This window comes from Acidovorax sp. GW101-3H11 (assembly GCF_001633105.1).
Taxonomy (GTDB): Bacteria; Pseudomonadota; Gammaproteobacteria; order Burkholderiales; family Burkholderiaceae_C; genus Acidovorax.
This window is the reverse complement of record NZ_LUKZ01000031.1, coordinates 1-16,157: the sequence shown is the minus strand read 5'-3', so window position 1 is coordinate 16,157 and position 16,157 is coordinate 1. Positions and strand designations below refer to the sequence as shown.

16 protein-coding genes are annotated in these 16,157 nt (G+C 67.8%); 5 read left to right on the top strand and 11 right to left on the bottom strand.

Translation table 11 applies throughout. The annotated features are described in order from the left end of the window. Positions 1-43: 43 nt before the first annotated feature. The 5 genes from A1D30_RS21710 to A1D30_RS21690 form a co-directional block, all read right to left on the bottom strand. Entirely contained in the window at positions 44-583 is a 540-nt protein-coding gene (locus A1D30_RS21710; protein WP_063462812.1) for a DUF924 family protein, read from the bottom strand. Positions 584-703: 120 nt separating this feature from the next. Continuing rightward, positions 704-1,633, bottom strand: a complete 930-nt coding sequence (locus A1D30_RS21705; RefSeq protein WP_063462811.1) for a DMT family transporter — start codon at positions 1,631-1,633, stop codon at positions 704-706. 234 nt (positions 1,634-1,867) lie between these two features. Further along, positions 1,868-2,473 carry a hypothetical protein gene (locus A1D30_RS21700; protein ID WP_131798514.1) on the bottom strand — a complete coding sequence of 202 codons (606 nt, stop codon included), beginning with the start codon at positions 2,471-2,473 and terminating at the stop codon, positions 1,868-1,870. Positions 2,474-2,713: 240 nt separating this feature from the next. Further along, positions 2,714-3,664 (bottom strand): nitronate monooxygenase, encoded by a 951-nt coding sequence (locus tag A1D30_RS21695; RefSeq protein ID WP_063462810.1) that lies wholly within the window; start codon positions 3,662-3,664, stop codon positions 2,714-2,716. Between the two features lie 69 nt (positions 3,665-3,733). After that, positions 3,734-4,525, bottom strand: a complete 792-nt coding sequence (locus A1D30_RS21690) for a pseudouridine synthase (RefSeq protein ID WP_063462935.1) — start codon at positions 4,523-4,525, stop codon at positions 3,734-3,736. 114 nt (positions 4,526-4,639) lie between these two features. Between A1D30_RS21690 and A1D30_RS21685 the strand changes: the two genes are divergently transcribed. Next, positions 4,640-4,975 (top strand): ankyrin repeat domain-containing protein, encoded by a 336-nt coding sequence (locus A1D30_RS21685; RefSeq protein ID WP_063462809.1) that lies wholly within the window; start codon positions 4,640-4,642, stop codon positions 4,973-4,975. Between the two features lie 218 nt (positions 4,976-5,193). Here A1D30_RS21685 and A1D30_RS21680 read toward each other — a convergent pair whose 3' ends face one another. Next, positions 5,194-5,673: a TerB family tellurite resistance protein gene (locus A1D30_RS21680; protein ID WP_063462808.1), complete on the bottom strand. Its 480-nt coding sequence runs from the start codon at positions 5,671-5,673 to the stop codon at positions 5,194-5,196. Between the two features lie 141 nt (positions 5,674-5,814). Between A1D30_RS21680 and A1D30_RS21675 the strand changes: the two genes are divergently transcribed. Next, the gene (locus A1D30_RS21675; protein ID WP_063462807.1) at positions 5,815-6,732 is read left to right on the top strand and encodes a DHHA1 domain-containing protein; all 918 of its coding nucleotides are present in this window, start codon (positions 5,815-5,817) and stop codon (positions 6,730-6,732) included. 87 nt (positions 6,733-6,819) lie between these two features. Here the strand turns inward: A1D30_RS21675 and A1D30_RS21670 are convergent, their stop codons facing one another. From A1D30_RS21670 to A1D30_RS21660, 3 genes are all read right to left on the bottom strand, one after another. After that, on the bottom strand, positions 6,820-8,040 hold the full coding sequence (locus tag A1D30_RS21670; protein WP_199866027.1) for a DUF1501 domain-containing protein: 1,221 nt from the start codon (positions 8,038-8,040) through the stop codon (positions 6,820-6,822). Between the two features lie 189 nt (positions 8,041-8,229). Then, positions 8,230-9,843, bottom strand: a complete 1,614-nt coding sequence (locus tag A1D30_RS21665) for a DUF1800 domain-containing protein (protein WP_242421987.1) — start codon at positions 9,841-9,843, stop codon at positions 8,230-8,232. A gap of 157 nt (positions 9,844-10,000) precedes the next feature. Then, a complete protein-coding gene (locus A1D30_RS21660; RefSeq protein WP_063462805.1) occupies positions 10,001-11,272 on the bottom strand; it encodes an MFS transporter in 1,272 nt (423 codons plus the stop codon). A 288-nt stretch (positions 11,273-11,560) separates the two neighbouring features. Between A1D30_RS21660 and A1D30_RS21655 the strand changes: the two genes are divergently transcribed. Continuing rightward, positions 11,561-13,264 (top strand): flagellinolysin, encoded by a 1,704-nt coding sequence (locus A1D30_RS21655; protein WP_063462804.1) that lies wholly within the window; start codon positions 11,561-11,563, stop codon positions 13,262-13,264. 36 nt (positions 13,265-13,300) lie between these two features. On the opposite strand, the gene A1D30_RS21650 is transcribed toward A1D30_RS21655, so the two are convergent. After that, on the bottom strand, positions 13,301-13,738 hold the full coding sequence (locus tag A1D30_RS21650) for a thermonuclease family protein (RefSeq protein WP_063462803.1): 438 nt from the start codon (positions 13,736-13,738) through the stop codon (positions 13,301-13,303). Between the two features lie 529 nt (positions 13,739-14,267). Here A1D30_RS21650 and A1D30_RS21645 point away from each other — a divergent pair. Then, the gene (locus tag A1D30_RS21645) at positions 14,268-14,801 is read left to right on the top strand and encodes a DUF2242 domain-containing protein (RefSeq protein WP_242422003.1); all 534 of its coding nucleotides are present in this window, start codon (positions 14,268-14,270) and stop codon (positions 14,799-14,801) included. A gap of 42 nt (positions 14,802-14,843) precedes the next feature. Here the strand turns inward: A1D30_RS21645 and A1D30_RS21640 are convergent, their stop codons facing one another. Next, complete coding sequence (locus A1D30_RS21640; RefSeq protein ID WP_063462802.1) at positions 14,844-15,401, bottom strand: alpha/beta fold hydrolase; 558 nt, start codon at positions 15,399-15,401, stop codon at positions 14,844-14,846. Positions 15,402-15,539: 138 nt separating this feature from the next. Here A1D30_RS21640 and A1D30_RS21635 point away from each other — a divergent pair, with 138 nt between their 5' ends. Next, on the top strand, positions 15,540-15,977 hold the full coding sequence (locus A1D30_RS21635; RefSeq protein ID WP_063462801.1) for an Lrp/AsnC family transcriptional regulator: 438 nt from the start codon (positions 15,540-15,542) through the stop codon (positions 15,975-15,977). Positions 15,978-16,157 lie beyond the last annotated feature (180 nt).

Here is a 16,157-nt window from a genome sequence, read left to right as displayed (position 1 = left end):
GAACGGGTGTTTCAAGTTCAAAAATATTGGCGCCAGGGTTCGTTCAGAACGACGAACCGGGCTGCTGCAAAAACGCCAGCTCCTCGGGCGTAGAGCTGCGCCCCAGCACCGCATTGCGGTGCGGGTAGCGCCCAAAGCGCGCAATGATGTCGCGGTGGCGCACTTCAAACTGCAGGTTGTTCTCCAGCCCCGGCTGGTCAAACAGCACCAGGGCCTGCGCGTGGATGGCGGCCGACTCGCTGTGCATGTAGGGCATGTAGGCAAAGGCGCGCTGCGCGGGCGTCAGCGCCGCGTCGTGGCCCCTGGCCACCAGCTCCTGGGCGAGCGCCAGGGCCTGGGCATCCTGCGCAAACGCCAGGGACGAACCCCGGTGCAGGTTGCGCGAGAACTGGTCCAGCACCAGGATCTCGGCCAGGCGCCCCAGGGGCGTGGCGCGCCAGGCCCACAGCTCGCACTGCTGCGCCGCCTGCCAGGTGGTGCCAAACCGGGTGCGGATCTGCGCGTCCAGCGCGTCGCTCTGGGCAAAGTGCTGCGCGGGTGTGAGTTCTTCAAACCAGAAGTGCAGGATGTCTTGGGCTTGCATGGGCTGGGTGTCCGGTCTTATTGAGAAAAATAGGCTGTTTCCGCGCTCTGGTATTCATTTGTTTGCTATTGAATTTGTAGTATTCAATGCGCGGACGATGGTGCAGTGGCGGCGGTGCCTTCAGGGCGGCACCACGGCCTGCGTGCGCTCCTGGCGCACCAGATACAGGCCGCTGCCGATGATGATCGCGCCCCCGAGCAGGGTGCTGTAGCCCGGCACGGTCTGCCACAGCACCCAGTCCAGCCCCATGCCCCAGGCCAGGGCCGTGTATTCAAACGGCGCCACCACCGACGCCTGCCCGTGGCGGAACGCCTCGGTGATGGCCAGCTGGCCTGCAAACCCGGTCACGGCCAGCCCGGCCACCAGCGGCCAGTGCGCTTGGGCCACACCCACCCACTGCGGCCAGGCCAGCGTGCCCGCGCCCAGCGCCAGCAGGGTGGTGGTCCAGAAGACCAGGCTGGCGCTTGAATCGGTGCGCGTGAGCAGGCGGCCCGTGATGGCCGACACCGCATAGCAGCCCGCCGCCGCCAGCACCGCCAGCGCGCCGAGGGTAAAAAACGCCTCCTGGCTGGGGCGCAGCGCCACCAGCACGCCCACCATGCCCAGCGCAATCGCCACCCAGTGGGCGGCGCGCACCTTTTCGCGCAGCACCACGGTAGACAGTGCGGTGATCAGCAGCGGCGCGATGAAGAACAGCGTGTAGGCCTCGGCCAGCGCCAACTCACGGATGGCAAACGCAAACAGCGCCAGCATGGCCACGTTGAGCCCGCCGCGCAGCAGGTGCAGCGGCCAGCGCACTTTGAGCAGCCGGGGCACCTCGCCGCGCCACAGCACATACAGGGCCACCAGCGGCAGCGCGGCCCAGCCCCGCAGCGCGGCGACCTGCATGGCCGGGTAGTGCGCCGTGAGCGTCTTGAGCAGCGCATCCATCAGCGAGAAGAAACCCACGGCCGCCACCATGGCGACGATGCCGCGCAGGTTGCCGGACGCGGCAAGGGGCTGAAGGGTGGCTGATGTGGAGGCAGAAGTAGACGATTGCGTGGGGCGCATGTCAGACATGGGAACCCCCTGGGCGCTGCCAGAGCTTGGCGAGGGCCTGCCATGTGTCAGGGACGGTGGCCTGCGCGCAGACAACGCAGGAAAAAGGTTTGTGCCGTTGCATGTGGAGGAGGGCGCGGGTGCTTCAGGTTGGCACCAAGGAAAAAGGCAAAAAAGTGTAGCGCAGCAGGTGCCTGCGGAATGCGCTGGGTTCGGGGTGTTTGGGGCGCTGAACCCTGGTGATTGTCAGGGCGTGGGCCCATCCACCGTGACACCTGGCAGGGCACCCAGCCGCCCCCGATGGATGATGGGGCAGTTCAGCACCACGCGGGTCTCCCGCAGTGTCACCAGCCCTTGTTCCTGAGCGTTCAGCACCTCCTCCTCGGACCGGAGCGTGCGGGCTTGCGCCGGGTGGACCCACGTCACCTGCACCAGCTGCCACAACGGGCTGTAAGCGGTGAACGTGTTGGCAGGCCCCACGGGTTGCGGGGCCGAGGCAAAAACACTGGCCTGCGGGTAGTTGGTGGTGCCATACACACGGTCGGTGGCGCCGGGGCGCCGGATGCCGCCGGGCGTGGCTGGTGCAACGTCGGCCAGCGCCAGGGCCAGCAGCGGTGCGTAGTTGGCGTGTTTTGCCTGGGCCACCTCTGCGTCAGACACATCGGTGGTCACGTAGAGCACCTCTTGCCCCTCGAACCATCCGCGCAGCAGTGGCAGGTGGGCCATCTCGGGCCGCTGGCCTGCAGGGGGCGCGGTGCTGCACCCGGCCAGCAGCACCATGGCGGCTGCCAGGGTGCCAGCAAACACAGTGGCCCGAAGGGATGGTGCGGAGCGGCGGATGGCTGGGGGCATGGGCGGTCCTGGTTGGCTGCGTTGGGTGGGAAGGCGCGGGGGGAGGGCGTGGAGGGAGGATAGTGCTTGCACCTCCCTGCTGGAGGTGACCCTGCCAGCAGATGGGCCATGACCCCCGGTGCATTGGGTTGATCCCAGGGCGCCCCTTGGTCCCACCAAAGCAGCATGGGAGGCCGCAACCGCCATCGCGTTGCTGTGCCGCCAGCACGACCGCTCAGCCCCCCGGGGCCGATACGGCCTCTAGCCAAACGACCGCGCTGCGGCCAGGGCGCCCATGCGCTGGCTGATCGCAAAAAACTCTGCCACCGTCTCTTCAATGATCTGCTGCGCCGTCTTGATGGAGTCGATGAGCCCGGCCGTTTGCCCTGCGAGTGCAGGGGCGGCCTCCATGTCACCGTCAAAGTACACGCGCTGGATGCCTGCAAAGCTGTCGGCGGGCATCAGGCCCGCCTCATGGATGGCCTGCGTGCGCTGCGACTTGAGCGCGCGGATGCAGGGGCTGGCCTTGGTGTTCAGCATCCAGGTGCCCGTCACGCCCGCATCGACGATGGCGTTCTTGTAGTTGGCGTGCACGGGGCTTTCGGCGCAGCTCACAAACCGTGTGCCCATCTGCACCGCCTCGGCCCCCAGCGCAAAGGCTGCGGCCATGCCGCGCCCATCGCAGATGCCCCCGGCCGCGACCAGCGGCACATCCACCCGCGCGCGGATGGCCTGCAGCAGCACCAGGGTGGAGACCTCCTCGGGGTTCTTGAAACCGCCGCCTTCGCCGCCTTCCACCACCAGGCCGTCGATGCCTGCATCCACACATTTGAGCGCTGCGTCCACCGTGGGCACGGCGTGGTACACGGTGATGCCCGCGTCCTTGAGCGGCGCAATGAACTTGGCTGGGCTGCCCGCCGAGGTGGTCACAAACTTCACGCCCGACGCGCACACAAAGCGCAGCATGGCGTCGTCCTTCAAAAAGCGGATGGGCAGGTTCACGCCAAACGGCAGGCCCAGCGCGCTCATCTTGGTGATCTCGGCCTGGCAGTTGGCGGTTTCGCCGGACGATGTCTCGATGATGCCCAGCCCACCCGCGCGCGACACGGCCGAGGCCAGCTGCGTGCGCGCGATCCAGCCCATGGGCGCCTGGATGATGGGGTAGCGCGCGCCGGTGTGGGCAAGGACGCGGTTGGTGGCGGGGGTGGTCATGGGCGGGGTCTCCTGATTTTTGGGAGCGCCCATTATTTCGACGGGTGTGCCGTCGCCGTGTCGCCCGCGTTACGGGGCCGAGGCGGGTGTCTCTTGCCAGGGCAGCTGCGCAAACAGCCGCTGCCAGTCGGCGCAGGGCTGCGCAGCAGAATCGTCGGCGGGGGCGTGTACGCCGCCCCAGCCCGCAGGCCCCGGCCATTGCAGCCCGCTGTCAAACGTCATCGCTGCGCCCGTCACTGGGTGCGGCACCGTGAGCTGCCAGGCATGCAGCCACAGCCTTTGCTGCCCCAGCCGCTCGGCCCACCAGCGGTTGAGCGGGCCCTTGCCATGCGTGGCATCGCCGATGATGGGGTGCGCCAGGTGCTTGAGGTGGCGGCGGATCTGGTGCCGCCGCCCGGTGGTGGGGATGGCCTCGACCAGCGAGGCGCGCGTGGTGGCAAAACGCGCATCGCTGGCCTCGGGCAGCGTGAGCTGCGCCAGCCGCCGAAAGCGGGTGTGGGCGTCCTGCACTGCCGCATCGGCCGGGGCGTCATCGGGCTTGAGCGCGTGGTCCACCTCGATGGCCTCCGGCGCCCAGCCGCGCACCATCGCCAAGTAGCGCTTGCGCGTAGCGCCATGCTCAAACGCCTGCGACAGCGCGCGCGCCGCATCGCTGTGCAGCGCCATCACCAGCACGCCGCAGGTGCCCTTGTCCAGCCGGTGCACCGGGAACACATGCTGGCCCAGCTGGTCGCGCAGGGTCTGCATCACAAACCGCGTCTCGCCCGCGTCCAGCCCCGTGCGGTGCACCAGCCAGCCTGCGGGCTTGTAGACGGTGACCAGGTGCTCGTCGCGCCAGAGGATGTGCAGGGGAGGGTGCATGAAGGAATCCATCGCCACCGGGACAGGCCGGGGAAGATAAGGGAAGGCGCGGATTGTGCCGCACTGCGCTGTGCCTAGACTGGCAAGCCTCAAACGCTGAAAGGAAGCCCAGGTATGTCCGCTGGAGACTGGAAAGACATGTACGCCGCCGCTGTGGCGGGCGACCTGGCGCTGGTGCGCCACCACATCAGTGCAGGCGTGAACCCCAACTACCAGCACCCCGAGATCTTGTGCACGCCCTTGGTGGCCAGCCTCATCCACGGCCACGACGCCATCGCGCACTACCTTTTGGTCCACGGCGCCGACCCCGGGCTGCGCTCCGACTTTGACGACATGACCCCGCTGGAGGCCGCGCGCCGGTACCGGCGCGCCGAGTTCATCGCCTTGCTGCAGGCACGGGGCGCCAAGGAAGAGCGCAAGCCGTTCTGGTGGCGCTGGCTGCCGGTGTAGTTGTTGGGGCGGCATTCTTGAATTGGAAACATCCGTTCGGGCTGAGCTTGTCGAAGCCTCGCGCGGCGCTTCGACAAGCTCAGCGTGAACGGTTTCTGCGGTGTTGACTCCGAATCAACAAGCTCCCTGAGCTGCTTCGCGCTCCCCCTCGCACTGGGACGCCGCCCCTGCGGCAGGGCGGCCCTTGCGCTGCGGCACCGGTCTGGGCCGTGCCCGTTTCAACGTGGGGACCGGCCAGCGTATGCAGCTTCCTTTGCCCGCATCTTGGCGCCGATGTACTCCCCATGCGTCACATGCAGCAGCCCGGCCACCTTGCTGATGGTGTGCATCTCGTTCTCGTCCAGGTGCGCATCGGCATAGGCCACCTGCCACATGGCTTCGACCAGCTGGATCTTCTGGTCCTGCGAGAAGTGCGCGTTCAGGCTGCTGGTGAAGCGCTGGTAGTCGTAGGCGGTCTGGGATGTGGTCACGGCCAGCTCCAGCAGGCGGGCCAGTTCGTCGTCGCTCAGCGCAAACTTGCTGCGCAGGGCGGTCACCACGGTGGTGCGCTCGGCGTCGTCCATCGCGGCATCAAATCGCACCACCTCCACCAGCAGCACGGCGGCGGCCAGCTGCACGGTGTGTGCTCGCTCGGCGGGTGACTGGGACGGCGTGGGCTGCGTGAAGCTGTCGAACAGGTCTTTGAGGGTTTGGAACATCGGGGGCCTTTGGGGAGGGCTTTCGCCGTGTGGCGCAAGGGGGTGGAGGTGTGGCCGCGCCGGTTGGTTCCCGCCGGGCGCGTGGGCGGTTGCGCACTTTGCGCTCGCTGCTGTCTGTTGCCCCAGCGACAATTGGGGGTCATGACGAAGAAAACCATACTCCCCCTGCAACTGCTGGTTGCCCCCGACAAGAACGACCCCGCGCCGCTGATCCTGTACCACGGGCGCAACTGCCCCGATGGCTTTGGCGCCGCGCTGGCTGCCTGGCTGTATTACGGTGAAAGCGCCGAGTACCGGGGGCTGGACCATGGCGATGTGCTCTCGGTGGACGACCTGCCGCCCGTGGCGGGCCGCACTGTCTACATCCTCGACTTCTCGTTCTCGGCCGAGATCCTGCAGGCCATTGACGAGCGCGCCGCCAAGCTGGTGATGCTGGACCACCACAAGAGCGCGGCCGAAAAGCTCACCGGCTTTGCCTGCCGCTGCGGGGTGGTGCACTTTGACATGAGCAAGTCGGGCGCGCGCCTGGCCTGGGAGTTCTTCCACCCCCACACCCCCATTCCGGCGCTGCTGCAGTATGTGGAAGACCGTGACATCTGGAAGTGGGAGTTTGAAGAGAGCGCACGCTTTCTCTCGGCGCTCGACATGGAGACGCAGGACTTTGCGCGTTGGAGCGAGATTGCCAGCTTCAGCCCCGAGCAGCTCGCACAGTTCATGGTGCGCGGCGCGGCCATGGACGAGAAGTACAAGAAGCTCTGCGCCGACATTGCCGAGGGCGCGCAGCCCCTGGTGTTCAACGGCATTGCGGGCCTGATGGTGAATGCGCCCGGCATGTTCCACAGCCTGGTGGGCGACATGCTCTCGGCCAAGACCGGCACCTTTGCGCTGATGTGGAGCGCGGGCGAAAAAGGCGTGAAGGTGGGGCTGCGTGCGCAGCGCAATTTCGACTGCATCGCGCTCGCCGAAAGCATGGGCGGCGGCGGCCACGCGCAGGCCTGTGGCTTCAAGATGAAGGTGGAGCGCCTGCCCGAACTGCTTTCTGGCACCTTCAACGCCTGAAATAGAGGCCAACTTTGAGTAAAAATCGGCCCTGCCGCTCTATGGGTAAGCGCTGATAGCTACTAAATATATAGCAATCAACGCAAGCTACACCAGCCGCAAATCCATCCCCTTCGTCCCCGGAAACACCCGTGTCACAGCGGCCGCGTTCAGCCCGTACATGCGCGCAAACAGCCCGCCCAGCACGGCGCGGTAGTCGTTGAGCACGGGGTAGTCGCGGTTCTGGAACAAGGTGGTGGCCGTGAGCGCCTGCTGCTCGCCCACCACGCGCCCGCCGCCCACGCCACCGCCCAGCACCCAGAACACGCTGCCGTGGCCGTGGTCGGTGCCCCGGTTGCCGTTCTCGCGGAAGGTGCGGCCAAACTCGCTGACCACCGCCACCACGGTGTGCTTCCACGCCGGGCCCATCTCGTCGGCAAAGCCTGCCAGGCCCCGGCCCAGCTCGTCAAACCGGTTGGCCAGCGCGCCCGTGGCTGCACCTTGGCCCACATGGGTGTCCCAGCCGCCCACGTCCACAAAACCGATCTGGTAGCGCGCCTGCATCAGCTTTGCCATGCGCCGGGCCGTGCCTTCAAAGCCCTTGGTGCTCAGCGCGTTGCGGCTGGCGGCTTCCATCTCGCCCTGCATGGTGCGGGCGACTTCTTCGCGCGTGGCAAAGCCTTCGGCCACGGGCGTGGCCAGCGGCGTGCCCCGGTACATGGATTCGATGAGCTGCGCCTGCCGCGCGTCCACACCGCTGCGGCCCGCCGCCGCGCTCAGCAGCGTGTTGGGGACATCCACCGCGCCGCGCAGCACCAGGGGCAGGGTGCTGGTGAAGGCCATGGGCTGCAGTGCGGCCGGGGCCGGGGGGTTGCCGGTGCGCGGGTTCAGCTCGGCCACCAGCCGGTTCAGAAAGCCTGAGCGGTAATCGCGCCGCCCGCCCACGGGCTGGCCCAGCTCCATGCTGTCCTGCGTGTCGAAGTGGCTGCGCGAGAGGTCATCCGTGCCTGCAAACGGCACAAAGGCCAACTGGCGCTGCTGGTACAGCGGCAGCATCGAATCGGCCAGCGCGGGGTGCAGGCCCCAGTCGGGCGAGAGCGGCAGCGCGCCGCCGTCTTGCCCCGGGCGGGCGATGGCGATGTTGGGCCGTGTCTCGTAGTAATAGCTGCTGGCCGTGGGCACAAGCAGGCTGGCGCAGTCATAACCGCCGCGCAAAAATACGAGCAGAAAACGCACGTCCTGCGCGCCGGGGGCGGCCATTGCGCTGGCGCTGTGCACGCCGAGTGCGCTGGCGCCCAAGGCTTGAAGAAGGTGTCGTCTGTGCAGCATGGACTTGTCCTTTCATTCGCGCTCGCGCACACCATCGACTGCTGCGCATGAGCTTGCGCGGCCTAAGCCAGGGCAGCCGTGCAAGGGCTGCCCCGCCGCACGGGCTGCGTCCCCCTTCCCGAATCGCGGAGCAATTCGAGAGAAGGGGGAAGGCGCGAAGCGACTCAGGGGGATGTGCTCCATCTTGCTCTAGCCGTGCATGAACTCGGGGGAGGCAAGGAACAGCAAGTTCCACTCACGCGGCGAGGCCGCCTGCGCCAGCGCATTGCGTGTGGCGGCCGACCAGGTGGGCTGCAAAGCGCGCACATAGGCACTCTGTGCCAGCGGTGGGGGCGTGCGCTGCAATGCAGATGGGTCGGCCATCTTCATCTCCTTCTCGCGCGGGGTGGGCAGGGGGGTGGCGGCCACCCCGGCGCCGATGGCGCGGGCGATCTCGAAGCGGGTGGACATCTGCCCCGAGCCCGCCCATGCCGCCGCATCCAGCGGGTAGCCGTCGGGCGTGGCGCGGCCATACAGGGGCTCGGCCAGGCGCTGCAGCCAGCCCAGCGCGGGTTCGGCGCCGGGCAGCACGGCGTCGCCATGGGCCAGGCGCAGGCTGGCCAGCACGTAGTGCACCGGGTCGCGAAACCGCTGGCCCAGCGATGCGCGAAATTCGGGTGCGTTGAACAGCGCCTCCAGCACGGCGGCGATGTCGCCATCGGTGCGCTCGAACGTGCGGGCCAGCGTCTGCAGCAGTGCGGGCGGCGGTTGGTCGCCCACCAGGAAGAGCGCGATCTTGCGCGTGATGAAGCGTGCGGTGGCCGGGGCGCGGGCCAGGCGGTCTAGCGCTTCGTCCACCTCGGCCAGACCCTCGGCGCGCAGGGGCTGGCCCAGCAGGGTCTTGGGCTCCCAGTCATGCCGCTGTGGGTTGAACTCGAACAGGCCCTCGCGCACGTAGTGGCGGCGCAGCGCGGGCTTCATGCGCGGGGGCTCGTCGCCGTCTGGCAGGCGCGCAATGCCCACGCCGGTCAGCACGCGTGCCAGCTCCTGCACATCCTGCTGGCTGTAGCCGCCGTCCACGCCCAGCGTGTGCAGCTCCATCAGCTCGCGCGCGTAGTTTTCGTTGATGCGGCCTGCTGCGTTGCGGGCGTTGTCCAGGTAATGCAGCATGGCCGGGTGGCGCACCGTAGCGCCCAGCAGGTCGCGAAAGCGGCCCAGGGCATGGGGGCGGATGGCGCGTTCCTCATAGTCGCCCACCAGCACACGCAGGTGGCCCTTGCCCGCAAACACGCTGAAGTGGTTCATCCAGAACCAGGTCATCTTCTCGCGCAGCTGGGTGGGCGAATACAGCGCGCGCAGCACAAAACGCTCGGCCGCCTCTTGCTGCAGCGCGCGCATGTCCTGCTGCCAGGCCTTGAGCGCGGCTTTGCGGCCATCCTCGGTGGGCTGGGCCTTGGCGGCCTGGTGCTGCGCCTCCATGCGCGCGGCCAGCTCGGGCAGGGGCGTGCGGGTGATGGCCATGGCGTCGATCTGCGCCTGGGCCGCGCGCGGCAGCGTGGCGGGCGGGGGGCGCAGCTGCGCGGCCAGGTAGGCGGCAACCCCTTGCGGTGGCAGCGCTTGTGCGCCTTGGGCGGTGTTGCCCCAGGTCACGCGGTCCAGCAGGCGGGCCAGGGTGGCTTCGTCGGCCTGGGCCCAGCCTGTGGCACCCACCGGGGCGGCGGCGCGGGCCAGGCCCAGCGGGGCGGTGGCGGCCAGGCCCAGCAGGCCTGCGAGCACGGTGCGGCGGTGAAGAGGGCCAGGGGGCGGGGCGAAAGGAGCGTTCATGGGGCGCGCTTTGGGAGCAGGCAGTGGGCGCATGGTGCGCCGCCCCCACGCGGCGTGCAAGCCTGCTGCGCGGGTTTTACCTGCGCGACACAAACGCCCCGGAGCTTGTTTACACGGGCTGTCGCGCCGTCGCTGAACTGCTGAAGAGCTAAACCGTTCAGTTGCTGGCCTGCGCAGCTTCCTCGAAGCGGTCCACCGTGCGCAGGGTCTTGAAGGCCAGCATCCACCCACCCACTACGCCCAGCGTGCACAGGCCGCCTACCACGGCGGCGGGCACCACACCCAGCCAGGCGGCGCTGGTGCCCGCGCGGAACTCGCCCAGCTCGTTGGACGAGCCGATGAACAGCATGTTCACCGCGTTCACCCGCCCACGCATGGTGTCGGGCGTGGAGAACTGCACCAGCGCGCCCCGGATGTACACGCTCACCATGTCGGCCGCGCCCGCCACCATCAGCGCCGCAAACGACAGCCAGAACCAGTGTGAGAGCGCAAACACCAGGTTGGCCACGCCAAACACCGCCACGGCGATGAACATGGTGCGCCCCACATGGCGGTTGAAGGGCCGCATGCTCAGGTACAGCCCCGCACCCACCTCGCCCACCGCCATCGCGCTGCGCAGCGCGCCCAGGCCTGTGGGGCCCACATGCAGCACCTCTTGCGCATAGATGGGCAGCAGGGCCACCACGCCGCCCAGCAGCACAGCAAACAGGTCCAGCGAGATGGTGCCCAGGATGATGGGCCGCGAGCGGATGAAGTCAATGCCCGCGCCAAAACGCTGCCACATCGTGCCCTGCGTGGGGCCGGGCGCCGTGCCGTGCGCCACCGGCACCCGCAGCACCAGCGCCACCCCCAGCGCAAAGCAGGCGCAGCACATGGCATAGGTCAGCTCGCCGCCGCCCAGCGCATACAGCAGCCCACCCAGCAGCGGCCCGCCGATGCTGGCCACGCGCATCAGCATGCTGTTGGCAGCCATGGCCTGCGCCAGATGCCCGCGTGGCACGACCTGCGGCAACAGGCTTTGCATGGCGGGCCCCGAGAACGCGCGCGAGCAGCCATACAGCACCAGCACGGCATAGATGCCCGCCACCCCGCTGGCCCCGTGGCCCGACAGCCACCACAGCAACGCGCTGCACACCCCGCCCACCGCCCAGGCCAGCGCCAGGATGCGCTTGCGCGCAAACCGGTCGATCAAATCACCCGCTGGCAGTAGCAGGCACAACATGGGCAGGAACTGCGCCAGGCCCACATAGGCCAGCGCCAGCGGCTCGCGCGTGAGGTCGTACACCTGCCAGGCCACCACCACGGCCTGCACCTGGGTGGCCACCACGGCCACCACGCGGGCGATCAGAAAAGCAACAAAACCGGAATGGCGGTAAACGCTGGCGGGCTCGGCATCGGGCGCCGAAATTGGGGATGGGGGGGCGGTCATGACAACGGAGGGGCGGTTGGCGCGGGGCTGAAAACAGCTCTTCAAGGGCCGGGCCAAGGGGGAGAGAGACCCCTCGATCCTAGCGGCTATGCCCCTGGCGCGCTGGCGGCTTAGAGACTCTCAGTCTCTCAGTGAAAGACCCGCAGAAATCGCCATTCAGGTTTTGCCGCAGCCCGTCGATAAGGAGAAAGAGAAGCGGGTTTCCGGGCTCCGGCGCTGTGGCGTGGGGGGCGGGAGCTGCGTATTTGTATTTATCACCACCACTCACCAGGAGCTGCGGAGCTGGCCATGGGGTTGACGATCAACACCAACGTAATGTCGCTGAATGCGCAGCGCCGGCTTGGCAATGCGCAGAACGACATGGCCACGACCGTGCAGCGCCTGTCCTCGGGCCTGCGCATCAACAGCGCCAAGGACGACGCGGCGGGCCTGGCGATCTCCGAGCGGTTCACCTCGCAGATCCGGGGGCTGAACCAGGCGGTGCGCAATGCCAACGACGGCCTGTCGCTCATGCAGACGGCCGAGGGCGCGCTGCAAAGCGTCACCGCCAGCCTGCAGCGCATCCGCGAGTTGGCCGTGCAGGCCGCCAATGACACCAACAGCGCGTCCGACCGCCAGGCCATCCAGGCCGAGGTGACGCGGCTGGCGCCAGAGATCGACCGAACCGGGCGCACCACGCAGTTCAACGGCATGGACGTGTTCGACCGCTCCGACGCCAGCGTGGTGGGCGACGAGAACTTGCTGTCCGTGTTCGACGGGCTGACCAGTGCAGGCAGCTGGCTGGAGAGCAGCGAGAACCTCATCCGCACCTACTTCGGCCTGCAGGGCGACGGCGCGGCCATCGACATCCGCTACACCGGCTTTACCGACAACGCGGGCGGTGTGGCCGCCTACGTGCAGGTCACCGGGTTTGACGGGCAGGGGCGGGGCAACAACCTGGTGCTGCAGGTGGACATGGCCGACTTCGTGCCGCCCAACCCGCCCAATGGCGGCTCTGCGCCGTTCTACAACGACCGTGTGATTGCCCACGAAATGGTGCACGCCGTGATGGCCCGCTCCACCAACTGGCAGAACATCACCGGCAGCCACCTGTGGTTTGCCGAAGGCGCGGCCGAGTTCATCCACGGCGCCGAAGAGCGTGTGCGCGCCGACGTGGCCAACCTGGGCGTGGCCGCCGTGGTGGCGGCCATTGGCGGGCCCAGCAATACCAGTGAGTTCTACTCGTCCAGCTACTCGGCCGTGCGCTACATGCACGACCGCATCAAGACGGCAGGCGGCACCGGCATCAAGGATGTGCTCACCTACATGAGCAACAACCCCGGCTCCACGCTGGACACGGCCATTGGCGCCGCCTCGGCGGGCGCATTCACCAACGCGGCCGATGTGCAGGCGCAGTTCGCGCTCAACGGCGCGGCCTTCATCGGCGGGTTTGACCTGAACAATGCCGACACCGGCGCCATTGGCGGCGCCGACGTGGACGGCGGCATGGTGCGTGACGCCAAGGCGGCCCTGCCCAACCAGGGCAGCCGCTCGGGCAAGGACGCGCTGCAGGGCTTCACCGAAACCTACGAAAACATCGCCTCGTCCAGCGGCGCGATCAGCACCAAGGTCTTCCAGGTGGGCGCCAACGCCAACCAGACCCTGGAAACCCGCGTGGGCGCGATTGGCCTGGGCGCCATGGGGCTGCGCAACACGCTGGACGTGACCACCTCGGCCGCGCAGGCCATCGTGTCGGTAGACCGCGCGCTCGACTACGTGAACAGCCAGCGTGCCGTCATCGGTGCGCAGTCGTCGCGGCTGGAGTCGGCCATCACCAACCTGCAGATCGGCAGCGAGAACCTCTCGGCCAGCCGGGGGCGCATCACCGACACCGACTTTGCGGTGGAGACCGCCACCCTGGCGCGCCAGCAGATCCTGCAACAGGCGGGCAACGCCATGGTGGTGCAGGCCAACCAGATGCCCCAGGGCGTGCTGGCTTTGCTGCGCACCTGATCCATTCCTCTCCAACTCAGCCCAGCTCGGCTCTGCTCAGCGCTGGCTGCGCCGGTGCCGGTAGTCCCACGGCGCCAGCGGCCGTTTTTGCGACCACAGGCCGGTGCCGCTGCTGCGCGCTTTCGACTGCAAAGCCGCCAGCTCCGGGCGCGATTCGGCATAGGGCGTGTACACCCAGGCCAGGCCCGCGCGCACCTGGGCCGTGGCCACATCGGCACTGCCACAGCGTACATGGGCCACCGTGCGGCCGTAGTTGTCCTCGTCCACCGGCTGCAGCGTGGCGCGCTGTTTGAAGCACAGCCGTGCCAGGTTCTGCCGCGACTTCTGGCCAAACGCCTGGCGCGACTCGGGCGCGTCGATGGCGGCAATGCGCACCTTCACCTGCTGGTAGGCGCCGGGCGCGCCGCAGCGCGCGGTGAGGGTGTCGCCGTCGCTGATGGCGACGACCAGGCAGAGCAGGGAAGCGAGGGGCACGGGTGGGGCGGCGGGGGGAGGTGGAGGAGGAGGCTGCAAGACAGCACAGGCGGGAGTCGGCAGCTTTACAAGCTTTTTAGGCCTCTTGGGCGCAATGGGTAAGCGCTGATAGCTATCAATAGTGTAGCTGCTGTGGCAAAGCTTCCGAAGCGCGCCAGGGCGTGCGACCTGAGGGGCGCCGGGATGCCCTTTTTATGTGCAGCCTGCTGAAACCACGCACCGGCGCGGGTTCTGCGGGTTGTTCCGGGGTTTATCCACAACCTGTTGCACATGCGGCGGGTATAACTTGCAGGAAGAGGGTGGGCACGGCGCACAAACCCTGTCCAAACCCCGGGCATGCAGCGGCCGGTGGGCTGGCCGCTCCCTAAAATCGATGGAACCGCGCCGGGCCTGTGCCGTCAGAGCACCCTGTTGCGCAGCGTGAACAAGACAACCCGACATGACACCAAAACCCCAGACGCATTGCCCCTTGCCCCCCGCCGCACCGGCGGCCCGCGCGCCAGCCCGGGCTCCGCTGCGGGCGCTGGCTTTGGCCCTGGCGGGCGGTGCATCGGCCCTGCTGCTGGCGGGCTGCGTGGGCACCACCGTCAAGACCTTCGAAGTGCAGGAAAACTTCGGCTCCGTGGCCACCTACTCGCGCCTGTTCGACGCCACGCCGCAGCAGACCTGCGAGGCATCGCGCCGCGCGCTGCTGAGCCAAGGCTACGTCATCTCCACCCAGCAGGCCGAGCTGATCGAGGGCAAGAAGAGCTTCCAGCCCGAGGCCGAATCGCACCTGCAGATGGTGGTGCGTGTGGTGTGTGTGCCCGAGGCCAATGACGGCAAGGTGAGCCTGGGCTTTGTGACTGCATTGCAGGACACCTACGCCCTGCGCAAGACCAACAACTCCGCCAGCGTGGGCGTGGGCGCCATCGGCTCGGTGTCGCTGCCGTTTTCTTCCAGCAGCGAATCGCTGGTCAAGGTGGGCAGCGAGACCATCTCCAAAGACACCTTTTACGAAAGCTTCTTCGACCTGGTCAAGCGGTACCTCATCATCGACCAGGCACAGACTAGCGGCGGCTGAACGCGTGATGCCAGGCGCCCCGCAGCGATAGGGCAGCAGGCTTCACTTGCCGCGCCAGCGCTCCACCAGCGCCCACCCCTCGGGCCAGTCGCCCAGCCCGCTGTCGGCATTGAGGTGGCCCCGCGCGCCCAGCACCACGGGCTCGGCGTTCCAGGCGCTGGCGCACTGCGCCGGAAAGCCGGGGGTGGAATACGGGTCGGTGGTGCTGCTCATCAGCACCCGTCTTGTCATGGAGGGCTGGGTGGGCAGCGCTGGCAACGATGCAGGCAGCGGCGCAAAACCCCGGGCGTCGGCCGGAAAGTTTGGCCCGCTGGGGTCGGGCACCGCCACCAGCAGCAGCGCGTGCACGGCCCGGTGGTGGCGCGCGGCCCAGTGCACCGCCACCAGGCAGCCCAGGCTGTGGGCCACCAGAATCGGGGGCTGCGGCAGCGCGGCAATCGCATCGTCGAGCGTGCGCACCCAGGTGTCGCACACGGGGTGGTCCCAGTCGGCCTGCTCCACCCGCGCCACGCCCGCATGCCGCGTTTGCCACAATGACTGCCAATGTGTGGGGCCCGAGTTGTAGATGCCCGGAATGAGCAAAACTGGTCGCGTCGTCATTCAATTCCCTTGTCGTCAAAGCAGATCCATCACTGCCCGCCAACGATAGGAAACTGCGGCCACCTCGGCCAGTGGCACCCATCGGAAATCGCCCGCCCAAACCTTGAAGTCATCGCAAAACACAAAGGAAACGCTGCTGTGGAACTGGACAAAAAAGACCGGCAGATCCTCACGGCCCTGCAGCACGACGCGCGCCAGAGCCTGTCGGCGCTGGGCAAACAGATCGGCCTGTCGCAGCCCGCGATGAGCGAGCGCGTGAAGAAGCTCGAAGACGCAGGCGTGATTGCGGGCTACTCCGCCCGCATCAACCTCGCCGCCGTGGGCCTGGGCCTGCAGGCCGTGGTGCGGGTGCGCACCACGCACGAGCACATCCAGCGCTATGTGCAACTGTTCCAGTCCATGCCCGAGGTGCTCGACGCCGTGCGCGTGACCGGCGAAGACTGTTTTGTGGTGCGCTGCGCCTTCGGCCAACCCGCCGACCTGGAGCGGGTGGTGGATGCGCTGGCGGCTTTTGGCAGCGTGTCCACTGCGCTGGTGCTGTCGCACCCGGTGAACAAGGCGGTGCCGCTGGTGTAGCCCGGGTGGGGTGGGCCTCTTGCAAGAAAAATGGCTCTCTTCCGTTTCGGGTGGAAAGCCACATTCCCCACCATAGCCATGGTCAGGCCCTTGCTTTTTGCAAAGGACTGCCCGGCAGGTGAGTGAGCTTTCCAGCGATCAGGAACGCCATGGCGATGAAGTGGTCGGTGGTGCCATAGC

Excerpts from the sequence above, each read along its gene's own strand:
- A1D30_RS21710 (WP_063462812.1), bottom strand. The coding sequence starts at position 583 with ATGCAAGCCCAAGACATCCTGCACTTCTGGTTTGAAGAACTCACACCC.
- A1D30_RS21705 (WP_063462811.1), bottom strand. The coding sequence starts at position 1,633 with ATGCGCCCCACGCAATCGTCTACTTCTGCCTCCACATCAGCCACCCTT.
- A1D30_RS21700 (WP_131798514.1), bottom strand. The coding sequence starts at position 2,473 with ATGCCCCCAGCCATCCGCCGCTCCGCACCATCCCTTCGGGCCACTGTG.
- A1D30_RS21695 (WP_063462810.1), bottom strand. The coding sequence starts at position 3,664 with ATGACCACCCCCGCCACCAACCGCGTCCTTGCCCACACCGGCGCGCGC.
- A1D30_RS21690 (WP_063462935.1), bottom strand. The coding sequence starts at position 4,525 with ATGCACCCTCCCCTGCACATCCTCTGGCGCGACGAGCACCTGGTCACC.
- A1D30_RS21685 (WP_063462809.1), top strand. The coding sequence starts at position 4,640 with ATGTCCGCTGGAGACTGGAAAGACATGTACGCCGCCGCTGTGGCGGGC.
- A1D30_RS21680 (WP_063462808.1), bottom strand. The coding sequence starts at position 5,673 with ATGTTCCAAACCCTCAAAGACCTGTTCGACAGCTTCACGCAGCCCACG.
- A1D30_RS21675 (WP_063462807.1), top strand. The coding sequence starts at position 5,815 with ATGACGAAGAAAACCATACTCCCCCTGCAACTGCTGGTTGCCCCCGAC.
- A1D30_RS21670 (WP_199866027.1), bottom strand. The coding sequence starts at position 8,040 with ATGCTGCACAGACGACACCTTCTTCAAGCCTTGGGCGCCAGCGCACTC.
- A1D30_RS21665 (WP_242421987.1), bottom strand. The coding sequence starts at position 9,843 with ATGAACGCTCCTTTCGCCCCGCCCCCTGGCCCTCTTCACCGCCGCACC.
- A1D30_RS21660 (WP_063462805.1), bottom strand. The coding sequence starts at position 11,272 with ATGACCGCCCCCCCATCCCCAATTTCGGCGCCCGATGCCGAGCCCGCC.
- A1D30_RS21655 (WP_063462804.1), top strand. The coding sequence starts at position 11,561 with ATGGGGTTGACGATCAACACCAACGTAATGTCGCTGAATGCGCAGCGC.
- A1D30_RS21640 (WP_063462802.1), bottom strand. The coding sequence starts at position 15,401 with ATGACGACGCGACCAGTTTTGCTCATTCCGGGCATCTACAACTCGGGC.